This is a genomic window from Pseudomonas indica NBRC 103045, from assembly GCF_002091635.1.
Taxonomy (GTDB): Bacteria; Pseudomonadota; Gammaproteobacteria; order Pseudomonadales; family Pseudomonadaceae; genus Pseudomonas_M; species Pseudomonas_M indica.
This window is the reverse complement of sequence record NZ_BDAC01000004.1, coordinates 293,123-312,117: the sequence shown is the minus strand read 5'-3', so window position 1 is coordinate 312,117 and position 18,995 is coordinate 293,123. Positions and strand designations below refer to the sequence as shown.

Here is an 18,995-nt window from a genome sequence, read left to right as displayed (position 1 = left end):
GTTCCCCTCTCCCGTTTACGGGAGAGGGGCCGGTTCACCCTCTTGGAAAGCAGGCTCAGCGGCGCAGGTAGGCGGCGAAGTCGATGTCGCCGGCGGAGAGAATCGCCTGTACCCGGTTGTGCACGTTGAGCTTGCGCAGGATCGCCGAGACGTGGGCCTTCACCGTGGTTTCGGCGATATCCAGGTTGTAGGCGATCTGCTTGTTCGACTCGCCCTTGGTCATCCGTTCCAGCACCAAGAGTTGTTTGCGGGTCAGCGCCTGCAGCAGTTCCGGCGGGATGCTGCTTTCCTCGTGGTGGCTGCGGCGCGGCGAGTTCTTCTGGGTGCGGATGATGTCCGACGGCAGGTAGACGTTGCCGTTGAGGATCTGCTCGATGGCCTCGGTCATCTGCGCGCGCGGCGAGGATTTGGTGATGAAGCCCACCGCGCCGTAGGTGATGGCTTGCAGCACGATCTGCTTGTCCTGCTCGGCGGAGACGATCACCACCGGAATGGTGGGCGCCTCGTTGCGCAGGTTGATCAGGCCGTTGAGACCGTGCATGCCGGGCATGTTCAGGTCGAGGAGGATAAGGTCGAGATCGTCGTGCTCCTCGGTCAGGGCCAGGGCGCTGTCGAGGTCGGCGGTCTCCATTACTTCGCTGCCGGGGAAGCCGTCGCTGATGACGTTATGGATGGCTTCACGAAACAGCGGATGGTCGTCGGCTATCAGAATCTTGTACACGGCCGTTCACCTCGGTTCTTGTCGTTATAAGTTTGGCAAATCAAGCAACTTATCGTTCGGGGTGGCAGGCCCCGTTCCGCTCCCTCGGATGTCCCTCTTCCTGAAGGCTCCTCTTCTTGTCTTACGGGTACGGTGCCGGTTCGGCGGCCTGCAATGGCAGGCCGGCCTGTTGCCAGGCGTCGATACCGTCACGGTACCAGTAGAGCGATTCGTAGCCCAGCGCGCGAGCGCGCCGGATGCTGTTCCAGGACAGCCAGCAGTCGGATCGGCAATAGAAAACGATAGCGCGGCGCTTGTCGCCCTCGGTCGCGGCTGCCAAGTGACGACTCAGATAATTCTGCCAGGACGGTTCCAGCACGCCGTCGCCGGTGTTCGGCAGCCATAGGCTGCCGGGGATGTTACGGTGCGGCTCGTCCTCGACGAAGCGGCCGTGCAGCCAGGGCAGGCGGTAGACGTCCACCAGCAGCGGCTTCGGCTGGCATTCCAGCAGCGCTTGCAGGGCAGGGGTATCGAGGGTGACGGCACCATCGGCCTGGGCCGGCGTCGGGCTGCGGTAGCGGTCGATACGGTAGCCGTCGACGGAAAACAGCGCTGGGTCCGGCGTGGCCGCCATGGCCAGGGGGGCGAACCCCAGAACCGCCAACAGCGTAGCGAGCATCTTCGACATCATGGCTGACCCGAGCCTTTCGATGCGGTCATTACAAAGAAGTGGCAGTGCTTTGGGAATCCTACGATGGAGGGGAAAACCGCTACCAAAGTAGTAAATCGGGGTGGGAGGTGTTTCACGGCAAGGCGTGATCAGTGCAGAGACGAATTTATTGGCCCCTGCACCCGGCCATTCCTGTGAGAGCGAATTCATTCGCGATTGACTAGGCATGGTCGTCACCCCATCGCGAATGAATTCGCCCCTACACGGGATGTAGCCGGGATAAGCCTTGGCGCAATCCGGAAGGAGGGATGGCGGCCTTTCAGGCCGCGCGGCGCAGGGCGGCGTGCTGGGGGTTGAAGCTGAGCACGGCGAGGACGGCGAACACCAGGGTCAAGCCCAGACACACCGCCAGGGCCAGGCCGTTGAGGCGTTCGTAGAGGGCGAAGCGCACCAGCTCCACCGCATGGCTGAAGGGGTTGAGCGCGCAGATCCAGTACAACCACTCGCTGGCCTCGCGCATCTTCCACAGCGGGTAGAGCGCCGAGGACAGGAAGAACAGCGGGAAGATGACGAAATTCATCACCCCGGCGAAGTTCTCCAGTTGGCGGATGCCATTGGACAACAGCAGCCCCAGCGCACTGAGCAACAGCGCCACCAGCAGCAACGCCGGCAGGGCGGCGAGCAGGCCGGCGACGGGTGGCTGCACCCCATAGAACCAGGCGATGGCGAGGAAGGCATAGACCTGCAGCAGCGAGATCAGCGCCGTCGCCAGCAGTTTGCCGCAGAGCAGGAAGCCACGCGGCAGCGGGCTGGTGAGCAGCACGCGCATGCTGCCCATCTCGCGGTCGTAGACCATCGACAACGAGCCCTGCATGCCGTTGAACAGCAGGATCATGCAGGCCAGGCCGGGGACGATGTAGGTCTCGTAGGTGATGTAGGTGTCGTAGGGCTCGATGATGGCGATGCCCAGGGCGGCGCGGAAACCGGCGGCGAACACCAGCAGCCAGAGCAGCGGGCGGACCAGGGCGCTGAGAAAGCGCGAGCGCTGCTGGACGAAGCGCAGCCATTCGCGCACCACGATGCCGCGCAGGCATTCCCAGTAGGCGCCAGGGCCCAGGCGGGATGCGGCACCGAACGCGGATTCCGGAGTGCTCATGCCGCCTCCCGCCGGGTCAGGCGTTCGAAGGCGGCGGCCAAGTCGTCGCCGCCCAGGTCGGCGGCGCGGCCCTGGGCCACCAGACGGCCCCGGTCGAGGATCAGCAGGTCGTCGTCGGCCTGCACCTCGTCCAGCAGGTGGGTAGTCCAGAGCACGCTCAGCCCTTCGTCGCGGCACAGTTGGCGGACGTGGCGGTTGAGCGCCAGCCGGCTGGCCGGGTCGAGGCCGACGCTGGCCTCGTCGAGCAGCAGTAGGCGCGGTTTGTGCAGCAGCGCGCGGGCGATCTCCACGCGGCGGCGGTGGCCGCCGTTGAGCAGGCGCACCTTGTCGCGACGGCGTTCGGTCAGGGACTGCCGGGCCAGTTCCTCGTCGATCCGCGCCGCCGTGAGCTTCCTCGGCATGCCATGCAGGGCGGCGTGGTAGCGCAGGTTCTGCTCGACGCTGAGGTCGAGGTCCAGGGTGCTCTGCTGGAACACCACGCCGAGCTGGCGCAGGGCCAGGCGCGGTTGCTGGCGCAGGGAACAGCCGTAGACGCTGACGTCGCCCTGCTGCAGGTCGTAGAGACGGGTGAGCAGGGCGATCAGGGTAGACTTGCCGGCGCCGTTGGGGCCGAGCAGGGCGGTGAAGTGGCCGGGCGGGACGTTGAAGGAAACGTCCTCCAGCGCCGACCGGGTGGCGTAGCGAAAACCGACGCCGTGCAGCTCCAGGGCGCTCATGGCTTCACCACCACGCCCCAGGGATAGCGGCCCACCTTGATCGACTTGCTCACCTTGAGCTTCTCCACATCGATCACCGAGACATCCCCACTGACGCCGTTGGTGGTCAGCAGCAGGCGCTCGTCCGGGGAGAACGCCATGTGCCACACGCGCCGGCCCACCAGCAGGTAGTCGAGCACCTCGTAGGTCTTCGCATCCACCACCGCCACGTGGTTGGCCGGGCCGAGGGCGACGAAAGCGTACTTGCCGTCCGAAGTCAGCCGGATACCCACCGGCTGTACCTTGTCCGGGTGGATGCCCTTGATCTGGAAGTTCAGCTTCTTGAGCACCTGCCGGCTCGCCACGTCGACCACGGTGACGGTGCCGCCGATCTCCGCCGAGGCCCAGAGCTGGCTGCCGTCCTTGCTGAATTCGACATGCCGCGGGCGCTGGTCGATCAGGGTGTTGTCCACCAACTGATGGGTGGTGGTGTCGATCCAATGCAGCATGTTGGTGGTTTCGCTGGTGTTCACCGCCCACTTGCCGTCCGGGCTGACGGCCATGCCTTCCGGCTCGACGCCGACGTCGATCTGCGCCAGCACCTCTTCGCTGTCCACGTCCACCACGGTGACCAGTGCATCGTCCTCGTTGGAGATGTACAGCCACTTGTTGTTGGGGTGCAGGGCGAACTGTTCCGGGTCGGCGCCGGAGGGCAGTTCCTTGACGATCTTGCCGCTGGCCAGGTCGAGCACCTGCACGCGGTCGGAATCGCTGGCGCAGATGTAGAGCAGCTTGTTGTCGTGGGACAGCGCCAGGCCGCGTGGGCGCATGCCGACCTCCAGGGTGCCGGTGACTTCCATGCGCTCCAGGTCGATGACGCTGAGGGTATTGTCCTTCTCGTTGGACACATAGGCGGTGGCGGCCAGGGCCGGGCCGGCGGCGGCCAGCAGCAGGGCGGTGGCGAGGAGGCGGGTCGGCAGGGCAGTGGGCATGGCGTTTTCTCTTGTCGTTATGGGGGCAGCGTCACAGGCGCGCGTCGCTCAGCCGGCAGCGGCTTTCCGGAGCGTCGAGGCCCAGGGTGTCCAGCTCGCTGCTGGGGTGGAGGAAGCCATCCTGCGGAGAGGTGGACACCAGCGCCCGTGGGTGGACCAGCGGAATCGGCTGGCGGAGCTGGCCGTCCCAGGCGCGGTAGCTGAGCTTGCGCCCCTTGAAGCCGTCGATCGGCAGGTCGGTGGAGAGTGCCAGGCTGCGGATCGCCGCCGGTGCGGTGTCGCGCAGGCGGGTCACGGCGGTGGCAATGCTGCGCACGGCGATCCAGGCGGCGAAATCGCGGTCGTTCATCCAGCGCCCGGCATGCTCCTCGAAGCGCTTCTGCAACTGGGCGGCGCCGTAGGTTTCCACGGTCTTGTGCCAGCCGGTCGGGGTCAACCCCTGGGTGCCGGCCACCGGGCGCGGGTACCAGGTCTGGTAGGGCACGTATTCGCCGAAGTCGCCGCGCTCGTCGGCCACCAGCACCACGTCGTACTCGGCGGTCTGGGTGAACAGCGGCATCTCGGCCTGGGCGCTGCGACGCTGGTCGTTATCGAAGGTCCAGGGCTTCTCCGCGACGATCTTGTGGCCGAAGCGCTTGGCCGCGCGGCGCAGGGCATCGGCGTAGGCCTTGTCATCGGCGGTGGTGCCGACGATCAGCAGCCAGCGGGTCCACTTGCGTACTGCAAGGAACTGAGCCAGGGCATCGGCCAGCATGGCGCGGCTGGGCAGGCTGTGCAGCACGTTGCCTGGGCAGGCGTCGAGACGCAGGCCGTCGTCGGCGCTGCCGACATTGAACAGCAGGCTGTCCGGCAGCGCGGTGGCGAGCTGGCGCAGGCTGTCGGCCGGGGCGTTGACCACGAACAGGCGCAGGCCGTCGGCATGCAGCCGGCGTGCCTCATCCAACAGGGCTTCGGGGTTGGGGCTGTCCGCCACTTGGAGGTCATAGCGATGCTTGAGGAAACGGCCGGTGCTGTTGCTGTCGGTGATCGCCAGCTCGGCGCCGCGCAGGCCGGCATCGTCGGGCTCGGGGATGACGTTGGACAGCAGCGGGCCGGGATCGGGACGGTAGGCCAGGTAGCCGATGCGCACCTGCAGTTCGCCGTCCGCAGCCTGGCTGTGGGTGGCGAGCAGAGCGGCGCTGGCGATGGCGAGCAGGTAGGCCAGGCCGTGGATCGCGAGCAGGCGCATGGGCAATTCCTCCAGGGTTGCTGCCAGCATAGGAAGCCCGGAGGGGGCGGGAAATATGAAGAAAGTACCAGTTGGCCGGTACCAAGGTAGTAGGTTGTCCGGGGCGCTGCGCCCCTAGGATGGTCCCGTGCATCCATAACAAGAAAAGGGACCCGCCATGCAACTGTTCAAAGCCTTGCTCCTGCCGCTGCTACTCATCGCCAGCCTGATCGGTTTCGACAAGGTCCACGCCGCCGGCGATCTGACCCGCCGTACCCAGCCGCTGCCGGACCTGGTGCTGGGCTCGGACGACAGCGATTACTTCATCTCGCAGAACGAGTATTCGCTGGAGACCGGCAAGGCCTACCAGCTCAAGGTCATCTCCCACGGGCAGAAGGAATGCGCCTTCCAGGCACCGGAATTCGCGGTGTCGATCTTCCTGCGCAAGGTCGAGGCCGGTGGGGTGGAGATCAAGGCGATGACCCTCACCGAGCTGGAGTTCGAGGACGCCGGGCAGGCGGAAATCTTCTTCGTGCCGATCAAGCCGGGCAGCTTCCCGTTCTACTGCAAGGGATTGGAAGCCAAGGGCATGTCCGGACGCTTCGTGGTTCGCTGATTACCGTATGGTCTCGTTTGGGGACATCGGTGTTTGGGCTCGGCGGTTGAGGGGCCAGATGGGCCGCCCCCTCACCCTACGCCGGGCGCCCCCAGCCCTCTCCCCAGAGGGGCGAGGGGGTTGTTTGTGCGGGGGTTAAGGTTTTGCGTTTGTCGTTGCTTCGTCTGAAGCTTTTCTCGCCGTTGTGTCGCCCAGGCCATGAACCTGAAGCCTACACGGTCGATCCCCTCGCCCCTCTGGGGAGAGGGCTAGGGTGAGGGGGCGGAGTCAAGCCTGTCACCATCCTCAAATCAGCCCCATTCCCCCAACATACGATCCCCGGCCGCGCCGCTTCTCGTCATTCAGCGAACCAATCCTGAACAGCTCCCGCACGACTCCTCTTTTGGCCTTGGTCGTACGCCCTACTACCAAGGGAGTAGTCGCTGAAAACCAAAGCAGGATACTGGGATAACGCCACCCTTCCTAAGATTCGACTCAACGCGCTCCGCCGGGGCGCCTGGCCTTGCACAGCATTACGAAGAGGGTGGAGTTATGAACAAGAACATCGCATGGCGTGCACTGATCGGCGCAGGGATCCTGAGCGCTTCCGGGCTGGTCATGGGACATGGCGACGTCACCCCGCAGGCGGTCAACACTTCCGACCTGGAGCAACTGGGCGCCGAGTGGCGCGACGAGAACCCCTACCGCGAGCCTTACGAGAAGCACGCCAAGGCCGTCGAGATCGGTACTTCCGCCTACAACCAGAACTGCGCCCGCTGCCATGGCCTGGAAGCCATCTCCGGCGGCATCGCCCCTGACCTGCGTTATCTCGAAGCCGGCATCGAAGGCGACGAGTGGTTCAAGGAGCGTGTGATCAACGGTGCGGTGCGCGACGGCGCCGTGTACATGCCGCGGATGGCCGATTACCTGAGCCAGGAAGCGCTCTGGGCGATCCGTACCTACCTGGAAAGCGTCGCCGTCTCGGAGTAGGCCCATGCGCCTGTTCGTCCTGCTGTTCAGCCTGCTGCTCGCCGGGCAGCAGGCCCTGGCACAGATCCGCCCGTATGACGACATCGTCGCCTCCGGGGTGCTCAAGGTCGCGGTGTACCAGGACTTCCCCCCGTACAGCTACAAGCAGGACGGCCAGCCGCGCGGCGTCGACGTCGCCGTGGCCGGGGCGCTTGCCGAGGGCCTTGGGCTGAAGCTGGAGCTGCTCTGGATGGAGCCCGGCGAAAAGCTCGACGACGACCTGCGCAACTACATCTGGAAAGGCCATTACCTGCGCCCTAACGAGCACGCGGACCTGATGATGCGCGTGCCCTACGACCGCGACTTCACCTTCAAGCGCAATGAACTGGGCGAACTGATCAACGAGCGGGTGGCCATGTTCGGCCCCTACCAGCGCGAATGCTGGCAGGTGGTCTACGACACCCGTCGGCTGAAGGACGTGCCGAGCATCGCGGTGTTCCAGTACCACCCCATCGGCGTGGAGCTGGAAAGCGTGCCCTCGTTCTACCTGTCGTCCGTGATGGGCGGCCGGCTCAGCAGCCATACCCAGCATTTTCGCACGCCTTCCGAAGCCTTCGCCGCGATGCGCGCGGCCAAGGTAGATGCGGTCATGGGCCTGCGCGGCGAGTTGGATTGGCTGCTCAGCCATTCCGGCGACGCGAAGCTGAAGGCGGCGGAAAACGCCTACCCGGACATGGGCCGGCAGGTATGGGACATCGGCATGGCGGTGCACGAAAGCAACCGCCAGTTGGCCTACGCGGTGGAGGAGGTGCTCGAAGGGCTGATCCTCGACGGCAAGGTCAAGACACTCTACGAGGCCGAAGGGCTGCGTTACGAGCTGCCGGGTCTGTATCAAGACGTTCAGTGAGACGGGTGGAATGTTCCATCCCGAGTCGAGGGCGCGTCACCCACTCTGAGGGGAGTCGGCGATGGATATGCGTAGCCTGTTGCTGCTGGCCCTGCTCGGCCTGTCGGGACACCTGCCCGCCGAGGGCAAGGACCCGTTGCAGTCGGCCATGTGGGACTTCTACCACCGCCGTCTGCTGGAAGGGGCGCCTGTGGTCTTCGATCAGCGGGTGCGCCTGGAAGTGCCTCCCTTCGCCGAAGATGCACGGCAGGTGCCGATCCACATCGACGCCAGTGCCCTCGACGGCGAGGTGGTGAAGATCATCGCCTGGGCCGAGCTGAACCCTATCCCGCACATTTTCACCTTCCATCCCGGGCCACGCCTGCGCCCGCTGCTGGCGATACGCATCCGTGTCGAGCAGGCCACGCCGATCCGTGCCGCGGTGCTGACTCGCGACGGCGTCTGGCATGTCGCTTCGGCGCGGGTCGATGCCGCCGGCGGCGGTTGTACCGCGCCCAGTGTGGTGCGCGCCCAGGAAGGTTGGGAGGATCACCTCGGCCAGGTGCTGGGCGGGCGCTTCCCGCGCGGCGAATTCGACCGGCTGCGCCTGGAAGTCTCCCATCCGATGGACAACGGCCTGGTCGGCGGAATCCCCGAGTTTTACCTCGACCAAGCCGAGCTGCGTGCGGCCGATGGCAGCGTGCTGGGTCGGCTCGAGCTGTTCCCGGCGGTATCCGAGAACCCCTCGCTGACCTTCGAAGTGCGCGGCGACGAGCCGACGCGGCTGTGGTTGCGCGACAACAGCGGCAACGAGTTCGAAGCCGATTTCTAGAAAGCCCAAGAAGCTCCAGATCAGAAGGAGACGCCATGAACCTGTCCCGCTTCATCCCGCTCTTGGTCCCCGTGCTGGGTCTCGTGGCGGCGGTCAGCCTGCCCTTCGTCATGTCATTGCAGGGATAGCACCATGCGCCCGCTGATCCTCACCTTGCTGCTCTGTTTCGCCCTGCCGGCATGGGCGGAACTCGACTACCGCTTGGAACCCCGGCAGATCGCCGAGGACACTTGGCTGTTGGAAGGCAGCACGGACAACTTCGCCCAGGCCAACGGCGGCAATATCGTCAACATCGGCTTCATCGTCACCGGGGCCGGCGTGGTGGTGATCGACACCGGCCCCTCGCGGCGCTACGGCGAGGCCCTGCGCCAGGCTATCGCCAGGGTCACCGACAAGCCGGTCGAGCGCGTGCTGTTGACCCATCACCATCCGGACCACGTGCTGGGCAACCAGGCGTTCACCGACGTGCCGATCCAGGCCCTGGCCGGCACCACCGAGCTGTTGCGCCAGCAGGGCAACGCCATGGCCGACAACATGTACCGTCTGGTCGGTGACTGGATGCGTGGCACCGAGGTGGTGCTGCCCGGCGAAACGGTCGAGCCCGGCGTTCTGGAGGTCGGTGGGCATCGGCTGCGCCTGCTCGGTCTGGGCGGCCACACCGGCGCCGATCTGGCGATCCTCGACGAGACCACCGGCGTGCTGTTCGCCGGCGACCTGGTGTTCTACCAGCGCGCCTTGACCACGCCGAACAGCCCCGGCCTGGATGTCTGGCTCGACGATTTGAAAACCCTCGAGCAATTGCCCTGGACCCTGATCGTCCCCGGTCACGGGCCGGTGGCGCGCAACGACGCGCCCTTCGCCCAGATGCGCGACTACCTGGGCTGGCTCGACAGTGTGATGCGCCAGGGCGCACAGAAGGGCGCGGACATGAACGAACTGATGCAGGTGCCGATCCCCGAGCGCTTCGCCGGGGTCAGCCTGACCCGCTATGAACTGATCCGCAGCGTCAGCCACCTGTACCCGCGCTATGCCGCCGAGCGGCTGCGGCGAGTGGATCGCTGAGCAGCGGGCTCAGTCGACTTCCAGCTCCCGCACCGGCCGCACTTCCACACAGCCAACCCGCGCCGCCGGGATCTTCGCGGCAATCTCCAGGGCCTGTTCGCGGTCGTCCGCTTCCACCAGGTAGAAGCCGGCGAGCTGCTCCTTGGTTTCGGCGAACGGGCCGTCGAAGTAACTCGTCTTGCCGTTGCGTACCCGCACCGTGGTAGCGGTATCGACCGGCTGCAAGGCTTCGGCGGCAATCATCCGGCCGCTGCTCTGCACCGATTGGGCATAGGCCAGGCATTCTTCGTCGCGGGGGCTTTCCGGCAGGGAGTGCAGCAGTTTTTCGTCGCTGTACACGAGGCAGAGGTATTTCACGGCAGTCTCCTTGAGTGCGGGATCGGGGCGGCACCGTCCTCGGGCCGCGCCCCCCCACTATAGGGCACCTCTAAAAACGTAGACGAGGCAGTCAGCACAAGGCCTCGGCGGCCCCACAAAAACAAGCGAAAAAGCGCAGTTTACGAGCTGTAAATGAGCATTTTGACTGGGCTCGCATCCGAGCTTGTTTTTAACGCAGTGATGACAACGCAGGTAGTTTTTAGAGGTGCCCTATAGGCGACTCACTGCAGGCTGAGCATATCGCCGCGCTCCTGTTGCCAGTCTTCCAGGGTGGGCGCGGCCTGTTCGCCGGTCATGCGGTGGATGATGCTGAAATAGTCCTGCTTGTACGGATCGCGCATCACCTCGTCGCGGGCCTTCACTTTCACCGCATAGATGCTCTGCACATTCTGATGGTCGAAGGCCCGCCACTCCTGGCCGTCCTTGAGCAACTGATAGCGATGGTTCTCCAGCGCCGCGATCAGCGCCTCGCTGTCCAGGCTGCCGCTGCGGCGCACCGCGTCGGCCCACTGGCGGACGATCCCGTAGGCCGAGGCGGCGGCGCTGCCGGGGTATTCCTGGTGGGCCTTGACGAAGGCCTCGACGAAGCGCTGCCCCTCGCTGCTCTTCTCCAGTTCCGGCACGCGCCAGGTCCAGGCCTCGGTGCCGATCACGCCCTCCATCACCCGCGGTCCGGCCTGCTGGACGATGCTCTTGCTCAGGTTCGGCACGATGATCTGCATGCGCGAGCCTAGGCCGAGGTTGCGCGCCAGGCGAATGCTGTGCAGCAGATCCTCGCCCAACAGCATGACCACCAGCACATCGGCCTCGCTCTCGGCGGCGCGCTGTATCGCCTTCACGTAATCCTCACGGCGCGCGTTGTGCGAGGGGATGCGCGTATAGCCATGGCGGGCGCGGTCCTGGCTGCCGGTGGCGGCGCGCAGGGCGCTCTCCATGCTGCGGCCCCAGGCGTCGTCCCGCACGATGTAGTGGTAGCGCCGCCTCGGCAGATGCCAGGACAGGTACTCGCCGAGCACCTGGGCGCTCATCCAGGCGCTGTTCGATTCGCGGAACAGGTAGCGGTGGCCTTCGCGCCCGGTGACCTCGTTGGCGTAGCTGAGGGTGGCGAAATAGAGCATGCCCAGGGCGTGGGCGCGCTTGCCGGCGGCGATCGCCTCCTCGCTGGTGGCGCCGCCGAAGACCATCCGTGCACCCAACTGGGCGAACTTATCCACGTTGCGCTCGGCGGTGTCCTCGCGGGAGGCGGAATTCAGACTGAGCAGCTCCAGCGGCCGGCCGAGCACGCTGCCCTCGCGGTTGATGGCCTCGATGGCCAGCAGGGCGCCGCGCTTGAGTTCCACACCCTCGGCCTTGTACGGGCCGGTGCGGGGAAAGTTGAGGCCGATCCGGATCGGTTCCGCCGCCTGCGCGGCCAGGCCGGCCAACAGAGCCATCAGGAAAATGAGTCGGGGCATGGCAGTTCTCCTTCGCCAGTCGATGCGGTTCTTTTAAGCCGCGGCGCCGGGCCTGGATATGCTCTTTTGCGCGCAAAGACCTGCGACTTAAGTCGCCGTCGTGCTTTCGGCAACCTGCGCAAATGCCCGAGGGGCGGGCCTTGCAGCGAGGTATTGCTACCAAGTGATGAGAAAAATCCGTACTGCGTTCAATTGTTGGCCGGGCGGGCCGAACCAAGAATTTCCGACAGACCGGGAAAACTTCCCGGCCAATAACAATGAACCCGCAGAGGTAGCCGCAATGAAGCACACCGGTCTTCGCAAGCCCTTCGCCCTGACGGCACTGTGCGCCGCCATGGCGATGTCCAGCCTGTCGGCCATGGCCGTCACCGACGAGGAAATCCTCAACGACGCCAAAACCCCCGGTCAGGTCGTGACCAACGGCCTGGGCCTGCAAGGGCAGCGCTACAGCACCCTGGACACCCTGAACGCCAACAACGTGACCCAACTGCGGCCGGTCTGGGGCTTCTCCTTCGGCGGTGAGAAACAACGCGGCCAGCAGGCCCAGCCGATGGTGAAGGACGGTGTGATGTACCTCACTGCCTCCTACTCCCGCGTGTTCGCCGTGGACGCCCGCACCGGCAAGGAACTCTGGCAGTACGACGCCCGCCTGCCCGACGGCATCATGCCCTGCTGCGACGTGATCAACCGTGGTGTCGCCCTCTACGGCGACCTGGTGATCTTCGGCACCCTGGACGCCAAGCTGGTCGCCCTGAACAAGGACACCGGCAAGGTGGTCTGGAAGAAAACCGTCGCCGACTACAAGGCCGGCTACTCCATCACCGCCGCCCCGCTGGTGGTGAAGGGCAAGCTGATCACCGGCGTGTCCGGTGGCGAATTCGGCGTGGTCGGCAAGATCGAAGCCTACGATCCGAAGAATGGCGAACTGCTCTGGACCCGCCCGACCGTGGAAGGCCACATGGGCTACGTCTACAAGAACGGCAAGGCGGTCGAGAACGGCATCTCCGGCGGCGAAGCCGGCAAGAGCTGGCCGGGCGACCTGTGGAAGACCGGCGGCGCCGCGCCCTGGCTGGGCGGCTACTACGACCCGGAAACCGATTCCCTGCTGTTCGGCACCGGCAACCCGGCGCCGTGGAACTCGCACCTGCGCCCCGGCGACAACCTGTTCTCCTCCTCGCGCCTGGCGCTGAACCCGGACGACGGCTCGATCAAGTGGCACTTCCAGTCCACCCCGCACGACGGCTGGGACTTCGACGGCGTGAACGAGTTGATCTCCTTCAACTACGAAGAAGGCGGCAAGACCGTCAAGGCTGCCGCCACCGCCGACCGCAACGGCTTCTTCTACGTACTCGACCGCACCAACGGCAAGTTCATCCGTGGCTTCCCGTTCGTCGACAAGATCACCTGGGCCAAGGGCCTGGATAAGAACGGCCGGCCGATCTACAACGAGGAAAACCGTCCGCACGCCCCGGGCGACACCGCCCAGGCCAAGTCCGTGTTCGTCGCCCCGTCCTTCCTCGGCGGCAAGAACTGGATGCCCATGGCCTACAGCCAGGACACCGGCCTGTTCTACGTGCCCTCCAACGAGTGGGGCATGGACATCTGGAACGAAGGCGTCGCCTACAAGAAAGGCGCGGCCTACCTCGGCGCCGGCTTCACCATCCACCCGCTGAACGAGGACTACATCGGCGTCCTGCGCGCCATCGATCCGAAGACCGGCAAGGAAGTCTGGCGCTACAAGAACTACGCGCCGCTGTGGGGCGGCGTGCTGGCCACCAAGGGCAACCTGGTCTTCACCGGCAACCCGGAAGGCTTCCTGATGGCCTTCGACGCCAAGACCGGCAAGAAACTCTACGAGTTCAACACCGGCTCCGGCGTGATCGGCTCGCCCATCACCTGGGAAATGGACGGCGAGCAGTACGTCTCCGTCCTCTCCGGCTGGGGCGGCGCGGTTCCCCTGTGGGGCGGCGAAGTGGCCAAGCGCATCAAGGACTTCAACCAGGGCGGCATGGTCTGGACCTTCAAGCTGCCGAAAGACATGGTCGCCAAGCGGTGAGTTGAACGCGGTGGAAGAAGGCCGGCTGGATAGCCGGCCTTTTTTTGCCATCGCAATCCCAGAGTGACTGGCTCGTTCAATAGCCGCCGCTCCACTTCCCCAACTTTAATATAGAGCTGCAGGCCGAGTTCTCGGCGACCAAGCATACCGGGCACTACGGTGCTTTTTGATTCGCATGTGGCAGGGGCATTTCGATAGCGGCGAACTGGCCACCAGCTTGAAGGCTCTGAAGGGAACGTCGCAGCAGCCCGCCGTCAGGCGGGCTTCAGTCGGCGAGAGATCAGGAAGGCTGGGACTGCGCTCTGCCCGTATCCACCACGTCGGCTGGAGCGGTATGCCCGGGCGGAGTCGGCCAGGCCTGCGGGTCGATGTCCAGGTCGGGGAACAGGCGCGGATCGAAACCGGGGCGGGCCACGCCGGCGGCACGCTGGCGCTCATAGTCGCGCATCAGGCGCAGGCCAATCCTGAGCAGTAGGACGAGGGCGGCCAGGTTGACCAGGGCGAGCAGGGCCATGGTCAGGTCGGCGAAGGCGAACACCGTGTTGAGGTCCTGCAGCGCGCCCCAGAGGATCAGCACCAGGGTCAGCAGGCGCAAGCCGGACACCGCCAGCGGATTGTCCAGGCCCATGAAGCTCAGGCTGTTCTCACCCAGGTAGTAGTTGTAGATGATCGAGGTGAAGCAGAAGAAGAACAGCGCCAGGCTGACGAAGACGCGTCCCCACTCTCCCACGTGCTCGGCCATGGCGGCCTGGGTCAGGGCGATGCCGCCGAGGTTGCCGCCCAGCTGGTAGGCGTCCGATAGCAGGACGATCATCGCCGTGCAGCTGCACAGCACCAGGGTGTCGATGAACACGCTGAACGCCTGCACGATGCCCTGGTTGACCGGGTGCGGGACCTCGGCCACCGCCGCCACGTTGGGGGCACTGCCGAGGCCGGCTTCGTTGGAGAACAGGCCGCGCTTGATGCCGTGCAGTATGGCCGCGCCGACACCGCCACCGAGCGCCTGGTCCAGGCCGAACGCGCTGTTGAAGATCATCAGCAGGGCTTCGGGAATGCGCTCCGCATGGCTGCCCAGCACGTACAGGGTCATCGCCAGGTAACCCAGGGCCATCACCGGTACCAGCAATTCGGCGAATCTGGCGATGCGTTGCAGGCCGCCGAAGATGATCGCGGCGAGCAGGCCGACGATCAGCGCGGCGCAGGCGTAGGCCGGCAAGCCGAGGGTGTCGTTGAGCGAGGTGGCGATGGTGTAGGACTGCAGGGCGCTGAAGCCGAAGCCGAACGTCACCAGCAGCAGGACCGAGAAAACCACCGCCAGCCTGGGCGATTTCAGTCCGGCCTTGATGTAGAAGGCCGGCCCGCCGCGATACAGGCCGTCGCTGCCACGCACCTTGAAGGCCTGGGCCAGGGTGCATTCGAAGAAGCTGGTGGCCATGCCGAGCAGGCCGATCATCCACATCCAGAACACGGCCCCCGGGCCGCCCAGGGTGATGGCGACGGCGACACCGGCGATATTGCCGGCGCCAACGCGCCCGGCGACGCTCAGGGTCAGGGCCTGAAACGAGCTGATCTGCCCTTTCTGGTGTTGAAAGGCGCTGCGCAGGATGCCGAACATGGCGGCGAAGTGGCGCAGTTGTACGAAACGGGAACTGCAGGTGAACAGCAAGCCGATGACCACGAGGGTGACGATCAGGACCTTGCCCCAGAGCAAGTCGTTGAGGAGGTTAAGCATGGCGAAGCTCTCTGCGATTGGAATTGGGATTGTCGAGGCAGAACGATTCAGCTTGTGACGTGCCAGGTGCGGAGAACCGCAGGGCGCGGCCGGAGGCGTTGCGCTGGCGGGTTCTCGACGACCTGTCGATTCTCGTTATGAACGGGCGGCATCCACGAAGGCCTGGAACAGGCGGCTTTCCTCCGGGTTGATGCGGTATTCCGGGTGCCACTGCAGGCCCAGGGCGAAGCGTCGATCGCGGCGCTCCACCGCTTCGATCAGGCCATCCTCGGCCCGGGCGGCCGGCAACAGGTTGTCCGGCAGTTGGCAGGCGCCCTGGTGGTGCACCGAGTTGACGTGCAGCTGGCTGCAGTCGAGCACACGCTGCAACTGGCTGTCCGGGGTGATCGCCACGCTGTGCCAGGGGTGGTCGTGGGCCGTGGTCTGCATGTGCTCGAGGGCGCCGGGCATGTCGCTGGCGAGATCCTGGTAGAGGCTGCCGCCCGAGGCGACCACCAGCAGTTGCATGCCGCCGCAGATGCCCAGCACCGGCATGTCCCGCTCCAGCGCGCCGCGCAGCAGGGTCATCTCGAAGCGGGTGCGCGTCGCCTTGGTGCTCACGCTCTGGTGCTGCGTGCTCTGGTTGTAGAGTTCCGGCGGGATGTCGAACATGCCGCCGCTGACCAGCAGGGCGTCGATTCGCTCCAGGTAATCCGTCACGGCCTGGCAATCATGGGGCAGGGCGATCGGCAGGCCGCCGGCGGCGCTCACCGCTTCGGCATAGTTGACCCGCAGGGCATACCAGGGGTCGCTGGAGTAGCCTCCGCCTTGCGGTTCGACATCCAGGGTGATTCCAATCAGGGGTTTGCGCATGGCGGCTCCTTTCTAGTGCGGGCGGACGGCGATCACCATCATCTCCACCAGGACGTCGGCGGAGGCGAGGTCGGCCTGGGTGGTGGCACGGGCCGGTGCGCAACCAGCCGGTAGCCAGCGCTCCCAGACCGCGTTCATGGCGGTGAAGTCCCTTTCGATGTCTTTCAGCCAGATCTGGACACTCAACAGGTTGGCGCGGTGGCTGCCGGCCTGCTGCAGCAGGCTGTCGATCTTGGCCAGCACCTGTTCGGTCTGGCTGGCGCAGTCGCACTGGCGGTCGTCCGGAACCTGGCCGGAGAGGTAGATGAGATCGCCGTGAAGCACGGCGCCGCTGAGGCGCGGGGTGTTGGCGATACGCTCGATGTGCATGTAAAGGCTCCTGTCGATTAGCGAGAGTGGCATTGCGGAAGGCTCAAGCCTTCCAGCGAGATCGGGCTGGCACGCCCGGAAATCAGCTCCGAGAGAATCTGGCCGCTGGCACAGGCGAGGGTGAAGCCCAGGCTGCCGTGGCCGCTGTTCAGCCAGAGGTTGCTCAGCGCGGTGGCGCCGAGCAGCGGCGTGCCCTGCGGGGTGCAAGGGCGCAGCCCGGCCCAGGCCTCGGCCTGCCGGTAGTCGCCGGCATGGGGAAAGGTGCGTTCGCCCAGGCGGCGCAGCGCGCTCAGGCGGCGTGCGCTGGGGTGGGCGTCGCGGGCGCCGATATCGACCATCGCGGCGACCCGGAACTGGCGGTCGAGGCGGGCGTAGACCACCTTGTGGTCGAAGTCGGTCACGCTGACCTCCGGGGCGATGGCGTCCTGCGCCAGCGGCAGGGTCAGGCTGTAGCCCTTGAGCGGGTAGATCGGCAGATGCAGGCCCAGGCTGCGGGCCAGGCCGGCACTGCGATTGCCGGCGGCGAGGACGAAGGCGTCGGCGGCGATGCTCTCGTCGCCCAGGCGCAAGGCGCGAATCCTGCCGCTCGCCTGCTCGAAACCGGTCGCCGGGCGGCCGCCCAGGCGGCGATAGCGGCCGCTGGCTTGCAGACGCTGTTCCAGTACCTGGCAGAAGCGCAGGCAATCGGCGACTTCGTCGTCGGCGCTGTAGATGCCGCCGGCCAGTTGCCCGCCCATGCCTTCCAGGGCCGGCTCCAGTGCCAGGCATTGGGCCGCATCGAGCAGCCGCTGCCCGGCCGCCTCGCTCAGCTTGCCGGCGGCCTGGCGCAGGCTGGCGGCATTGCGGTAGACCACCAGCTTGCCGTTGCTGCGCCAGGCGAAGTCGCCCAGGCCGTCCTGCGCACGCCATTGCGCGAGGACCTGCTGGCTGTGCAGGGCCAGGCGCAGCAGATGCCCGGTATTGCGCCGGTTGACCGAGCTGCGGCAGGCGGCGAGGAAGCTCAGGCACCAGCGCCATTGCCGCGGCTCCAGGCGCAGGTGGAATTTCAGCGGGGCGGCGTCACCCTGCAGCATCCAGGCTAGGGCCTTGAACGGCACGCCGGCATCGGCGAGTGGGGACACATAGCGATAGCTGAGCTGCCCGCCGTTGGCGAAGCTGGTTTCCTGGGCCACCTGCGCATGGCTGTCGCACAGGCTGACCTCATGACCCTCGCGGACCAGCGCATAGGCGGTGGCCAGACCGACGACCCCGCCCCCGACTATTGCGACGTGCTTGCTCATTGCTGCCTCCATGACTGCTCGATGGGGCAAGCTTGCCGTCGTCGGCTGCGCAGTACGAATGAACAGATGCCGTGCAGCCATAACCTCAGGCTATGGGGCGACGCCGGGTTGTGGCCCGGAAGGGCGCGGTGCCGTCTCCGCATTCATCCTGTCCGAGTTGGGAAAAGCTCATGAGGCTGCGTCATATCGAGATCTTCCAGGCAATCCTGCAGACCGGCTCGGTCACCGGCGCCGCCAGGCTGCTGAACATCACTCAGCCGGCGGCGACCAAGGCGCTGCATCATGCCGAGGCCCAGCTGGGGTTCAGCCTGTTCACCCGGATTCGGGGACAACTGCATCCCACCGCGGAGGCGCGCCTGCTGGAGGCCGCCACCGGCAAGGTTTTCGACGATCTGCGCGAGGTGCGCCGGCTGGCCGGCAACCTGCGCGGCCATAGCGACCACCCGTTGCGCATCGTCACCACGCCAACCCTGGCGCAGACCCTGCTGCCGGCCAGCATTGCGCAATGGCGACGGCGCTACCCGAAGACGCCCTGCACGCTGGCGACCCAGCACACCCGGGAGCTGGTCGAGAGCCTGTTGTTGCACGAGGCGGATATCGGCTTCAGCCTGCAGGAACCCAAACATCCGGCCTTGCGCAGCGAGAGCCTGGCCCAGGGCGGCATGCGAGTGATCGCGGGGCGTGGCCAGTGGAGCGAGGAGCTGGCTGGCAAACCCATGGCCTTGGACGAGCTGGCGGGTCAGCCGCTGATTGCGCTGGATACCCGCGATGGTCTGGGCAGCTTGCTGAGTAGTCGGCTGGACGAGTTGAAAGACGGACCGCTGATCAACACCCATGTGCAGACCTACCAGGTGGCGCGCTCGCTGGTGGAGGCCGGGCTTGGCATGGCGGTAGTGGATCCCTTCACGGCACTGGTCCATGCCTCGGCGCTGCAGGCCCGCGAGTTGCAGCCCGGCATCACGGTAACGCTGTATGCGGTGAGCCGCTCCAGCGCCGGACGGCATCCCGCCGCCAGCGCCCTGATCCGGCAGATGGCGGAGCAGGCCAGGCAATTGCTGGAGCGCTGAGCCGCGTGTCGCGCCCGGCCAGGCGGGCAACTGGCTAAGCATC

Annotated in this window: 19 protein-coding genes; 7 read left to right on the top strand and 12 right to left on the bottom strand. The window is 65.9% G+C overall.

Going from position 1 to position 18,995, the window contains the following annotated elements; all coding sequences use genetic code 11:
* Window positions 1–55: 55 nt before the first annotated feature.
* The 6 genes from agmR to PIN01S_RS07750 form a co-directional block, all read right to left on the bottom strand.
* Window positions 56–721 (bottom strand): response regulator AgmR, encoded by a 666-nt coding sequence (gene agmR, locus PIN01S_RS07775; RefSeq protein ID WP_084334998.1) that lies wholly within the window; start codon window positions 719–721, stop codon window positions 56–58.
* 121 nt (window positions 722–842) lie between these two features.
* On the bottom strand, window positions 843–1,388 hold the full coding sequence (locus PIN01S_RS07770; protein WP_084335037.1) for a PQQ-dependent catabolism-associated CXXCW motif protein: 546 nt from the start codon (window positions 1,386–1,388) through the stop codon (window positions 843–845).
* Between the two features lie 301 nt (window positions 1,389–1,689).
* On the bottom strand, window positions 1,690–2,526 hold the full coding sequence (locus PIN01S_RS07765; RefSeq protein WP_084334996.1) for an ABC transporter permease: 837 nt from the start codon (window positions 2,524–2,526) through the stop codon (window positions 1,690–1,692).
* Entirely contained in the window at window positions 2,523–3,242 is a 720-nt protein-coding gene (locus tag PIN01S_RS07760) for an ABC transporter ATP-binding protein (protein WP_084334994.1), read from the bottom strand. Before PIN01S_RS07760 ends, PIN01S_RS07765 begins: the two co-directional genes overlap by 4 nt.
* A complete protein-coding gene (locus tag PIN01S_RS07755) occupies window positions 3,239–4,201 on the bottom strand; it encodes a YVTN family beta-propeller repeat protein (protein ID WP_084335035.1) in 963 nt (320 codons plus the stop codon). The genes PIN01S_RS07760 and PIN01S_RS07755 overlap by 4 nt, the downstream gene beginning before the upstream one ends.
* Window positions 4,202–4,244: 43 nt before the next feature.
* Complete coding sequence (locus tag PIN01S_RS07750) at window positions 4,245–5,441, bottom strand: ABC transporter substrate-binding protein (RefSeq protein ID WP_084334992.1); 1,197 nt, start codon at window positions 5,439–5,441, stop codon at window positions 4,245–4,247.
* Between the two features lie 157 nt (window positions 5,442–5,598).
* Here PIN01S_RS07750 and PIN01S_RS07745 point away from each other — a divergent pair, with 157 nt between their 5' ends.
* The 5 genes from PIN01S_RS07745 (at window position 5,599) to PIN01S_RS07725 (ending at window position 9,764) form a co-directional block, all read left to right on the top strand.
* On the top strand, window positions 5,599–6,036 hold the full coding sequence (locus PIN01S_RS07745; RefSeq protein WP_084334990.1) for a cupredoxin domain-containing protein: 438 nt from the start codon (window positions 5,599–5,601) through the stop codon (window positions 6,034–6,036).
* Window positions 6,037–6,567: 531 nt separating this feature from the next.
* Complete coding sequence (gene pedF / locus PIN01S_RS07740) at window positions 6,568–7,005, top strand: cytochrome c-550 PedF (protein ID WP_084334988.1); 438 nt, start codon at window positions 6,568–6,570, stop codon at window positions 7,003–7,005.
* 4 nt (window positions 7,006–7,009) lie between these two features.
* Entirely contained in the window at window positions 7,010–7,891 is an 882-nt protein-coding gene (locus PIN01S_RS07735; protein WP_084334986.1) for a substrate-binding periplasmic protein, read from the top strand.
* A gap of 61 nt (window positions 7,892–7,952) precedes the next feature.
* The gene (locus PIN01S_RS07730) at window positions 7,953–8,702 is read left to right on the top strand and encodes a quinoprotein dehydrogenase-associated SoxYZ-like carrier (protein ID WP_084334985.1); all 750 of its coding nucleotides are present in this window, start codon (window positions 7,953–7,955) and stop codon (window positions 8,700–8,702) included.
* A gap of 132 nt (window positions 8,703–8,834) precedes the next feature.
* On the top strand, window positions 8,835–9,764 hold the full coding sequence (locus tag PIN01S_RS07725; protein ID WP_084334983.1) for a quinoprotein relay system zinc metallohydrolase 1: 930 nt from the start codon (window positions 8,835–8,837) through the stop codon (window positions 9,762–9,764).
* Between the two features lie 9 nt (window positions 9,765–9,773).
* Here PIN01S_RS07725 and PIN01S_RS07720 read toward each other — a convergent pair whose 3' ends face one another.
* Together PIN01S_RS07720 and PIN01S_RS07715 are read right to left on the bottom strand one after the other, a co-directional pair.
* Window positions 9,774–10,121, bottom strand: a complete 348-nt coding sequence (locus PIN01S_RS07720; protein WP_084334981.1) for a YciI family protein — start codon at window positions 10,119–10,121, stop codon at window positions 9,774–9,776.
* Between the two features lie 242 nt (window positions 10,122–10,363).
* Window positions 10,364–11,596 carry an ABC transporter substrate-binding protein gene (locus tag PIN01S_RS07715; protein ID WP_084334979.1) on the bottom strand — a complete coding sequence of 411 codons (1,233 nt, stop codon included), beginning with the start codon at window positions 11,594–11,596 and terminating at the stop codon, window positions 10,364–10,366.
* Window positions 11,597–11,876: 280 nt separating this feature from the next.
* On the opposite strand from PIN01S_RS07715, the gene PIN01S_RS07710 reads away from it, so the two are divergent.
* Window positions 11,877–13,652: a PQQ-dependent methanol/ethanol family dehydrogenase gene (locus tag PIN01S_RS07710; RefSeq protein WP_084334977.1), complete on the top strand. Its 1,776-nt coding sequence runs from the start codon at window positions 11,877–11,879 to the stop codon at window positions 13,650–13,652.
* A 280-nt stretch (window positions 13,653–13,932) separates the two neighbouring features.
* Here PIN01S_RS07710 and PIN01S_RS07705 read toward each other — a convergent pair whose 3' ends face one another.
* The 4 genes from PIN01S_RS07705 to PIN01S_RS07690 form a co-directional block, all read right to left on the bottom strand.
* Window positions 13,933–15,384: an alanine/glycine:cation symporter family protein gene (locus PIN01S_RS07705; protein WP_084334975.1), complete on the bottom strand. Its 1,452-nt coding sequence runs from the start codon at window positions 15,382–15,384 to the stop codon at window positions 13,933–13,935.
* A gap of 135 nt (window positions 15,385–15,519) precedes the next feature.
* Complete coding sequence (locus tag PIN01S_RS07700; protein ID WP_084334973.1) at window positions 15,520–16,236, bottom strand: gamma-glutamyl-gamma-aminobutyrate hydrolase family protein; 717 nt, start codon at window positions 16,234–16,236, stop codon at window positions 15,520–15,522.
* Between the two features lie 12 nt (window positions 16,237–16,248).
* Window positions 16,249–16,605: a RidA family protein gene (locus tag PIN01S_RS07695; protein ID WP_084334971.1), complete on the bottom strand. Its 357-nt coding sequence runs from the start codon at window positions 16,603–16,605 to the stop codon at window positions 16,249–16,251.
* Window positions 16,606–16,622: 17 nt separating this feature from the next.
* Window positions 16,623–17,885, bottom strand: coding sequence for a D-amino acid dehydrogenase (locus PIN01S_RS07690; protein ID WP_084334969.1), 1,263 nt, complete (start codon window positions 17,883–17,885; stop codon window positions 16,623–16,625).
* A gap of 170 nt (window positions 17,886–18,055) precedes the next feature.
* On the opposite strand from PIN01S_RS07690, the gene PIN01S_RS07685 reads away from it, so the two are divergent.
* Window positions 18,056–18,952 carry a LysR family transcriptional regulator gene (locus tag PIN01S_RS07685; protein WP_084334968.1) on the top strand — a complete coding sequence of 299 codons (897 nt, stop codon included), beginning with the start codon at window positions 18,056–18,058 and terminating at the stop codon, window positions 18,950–18,952.
* Window positions 18,953–18,995 lie beyond the last annotated feature (43 nt).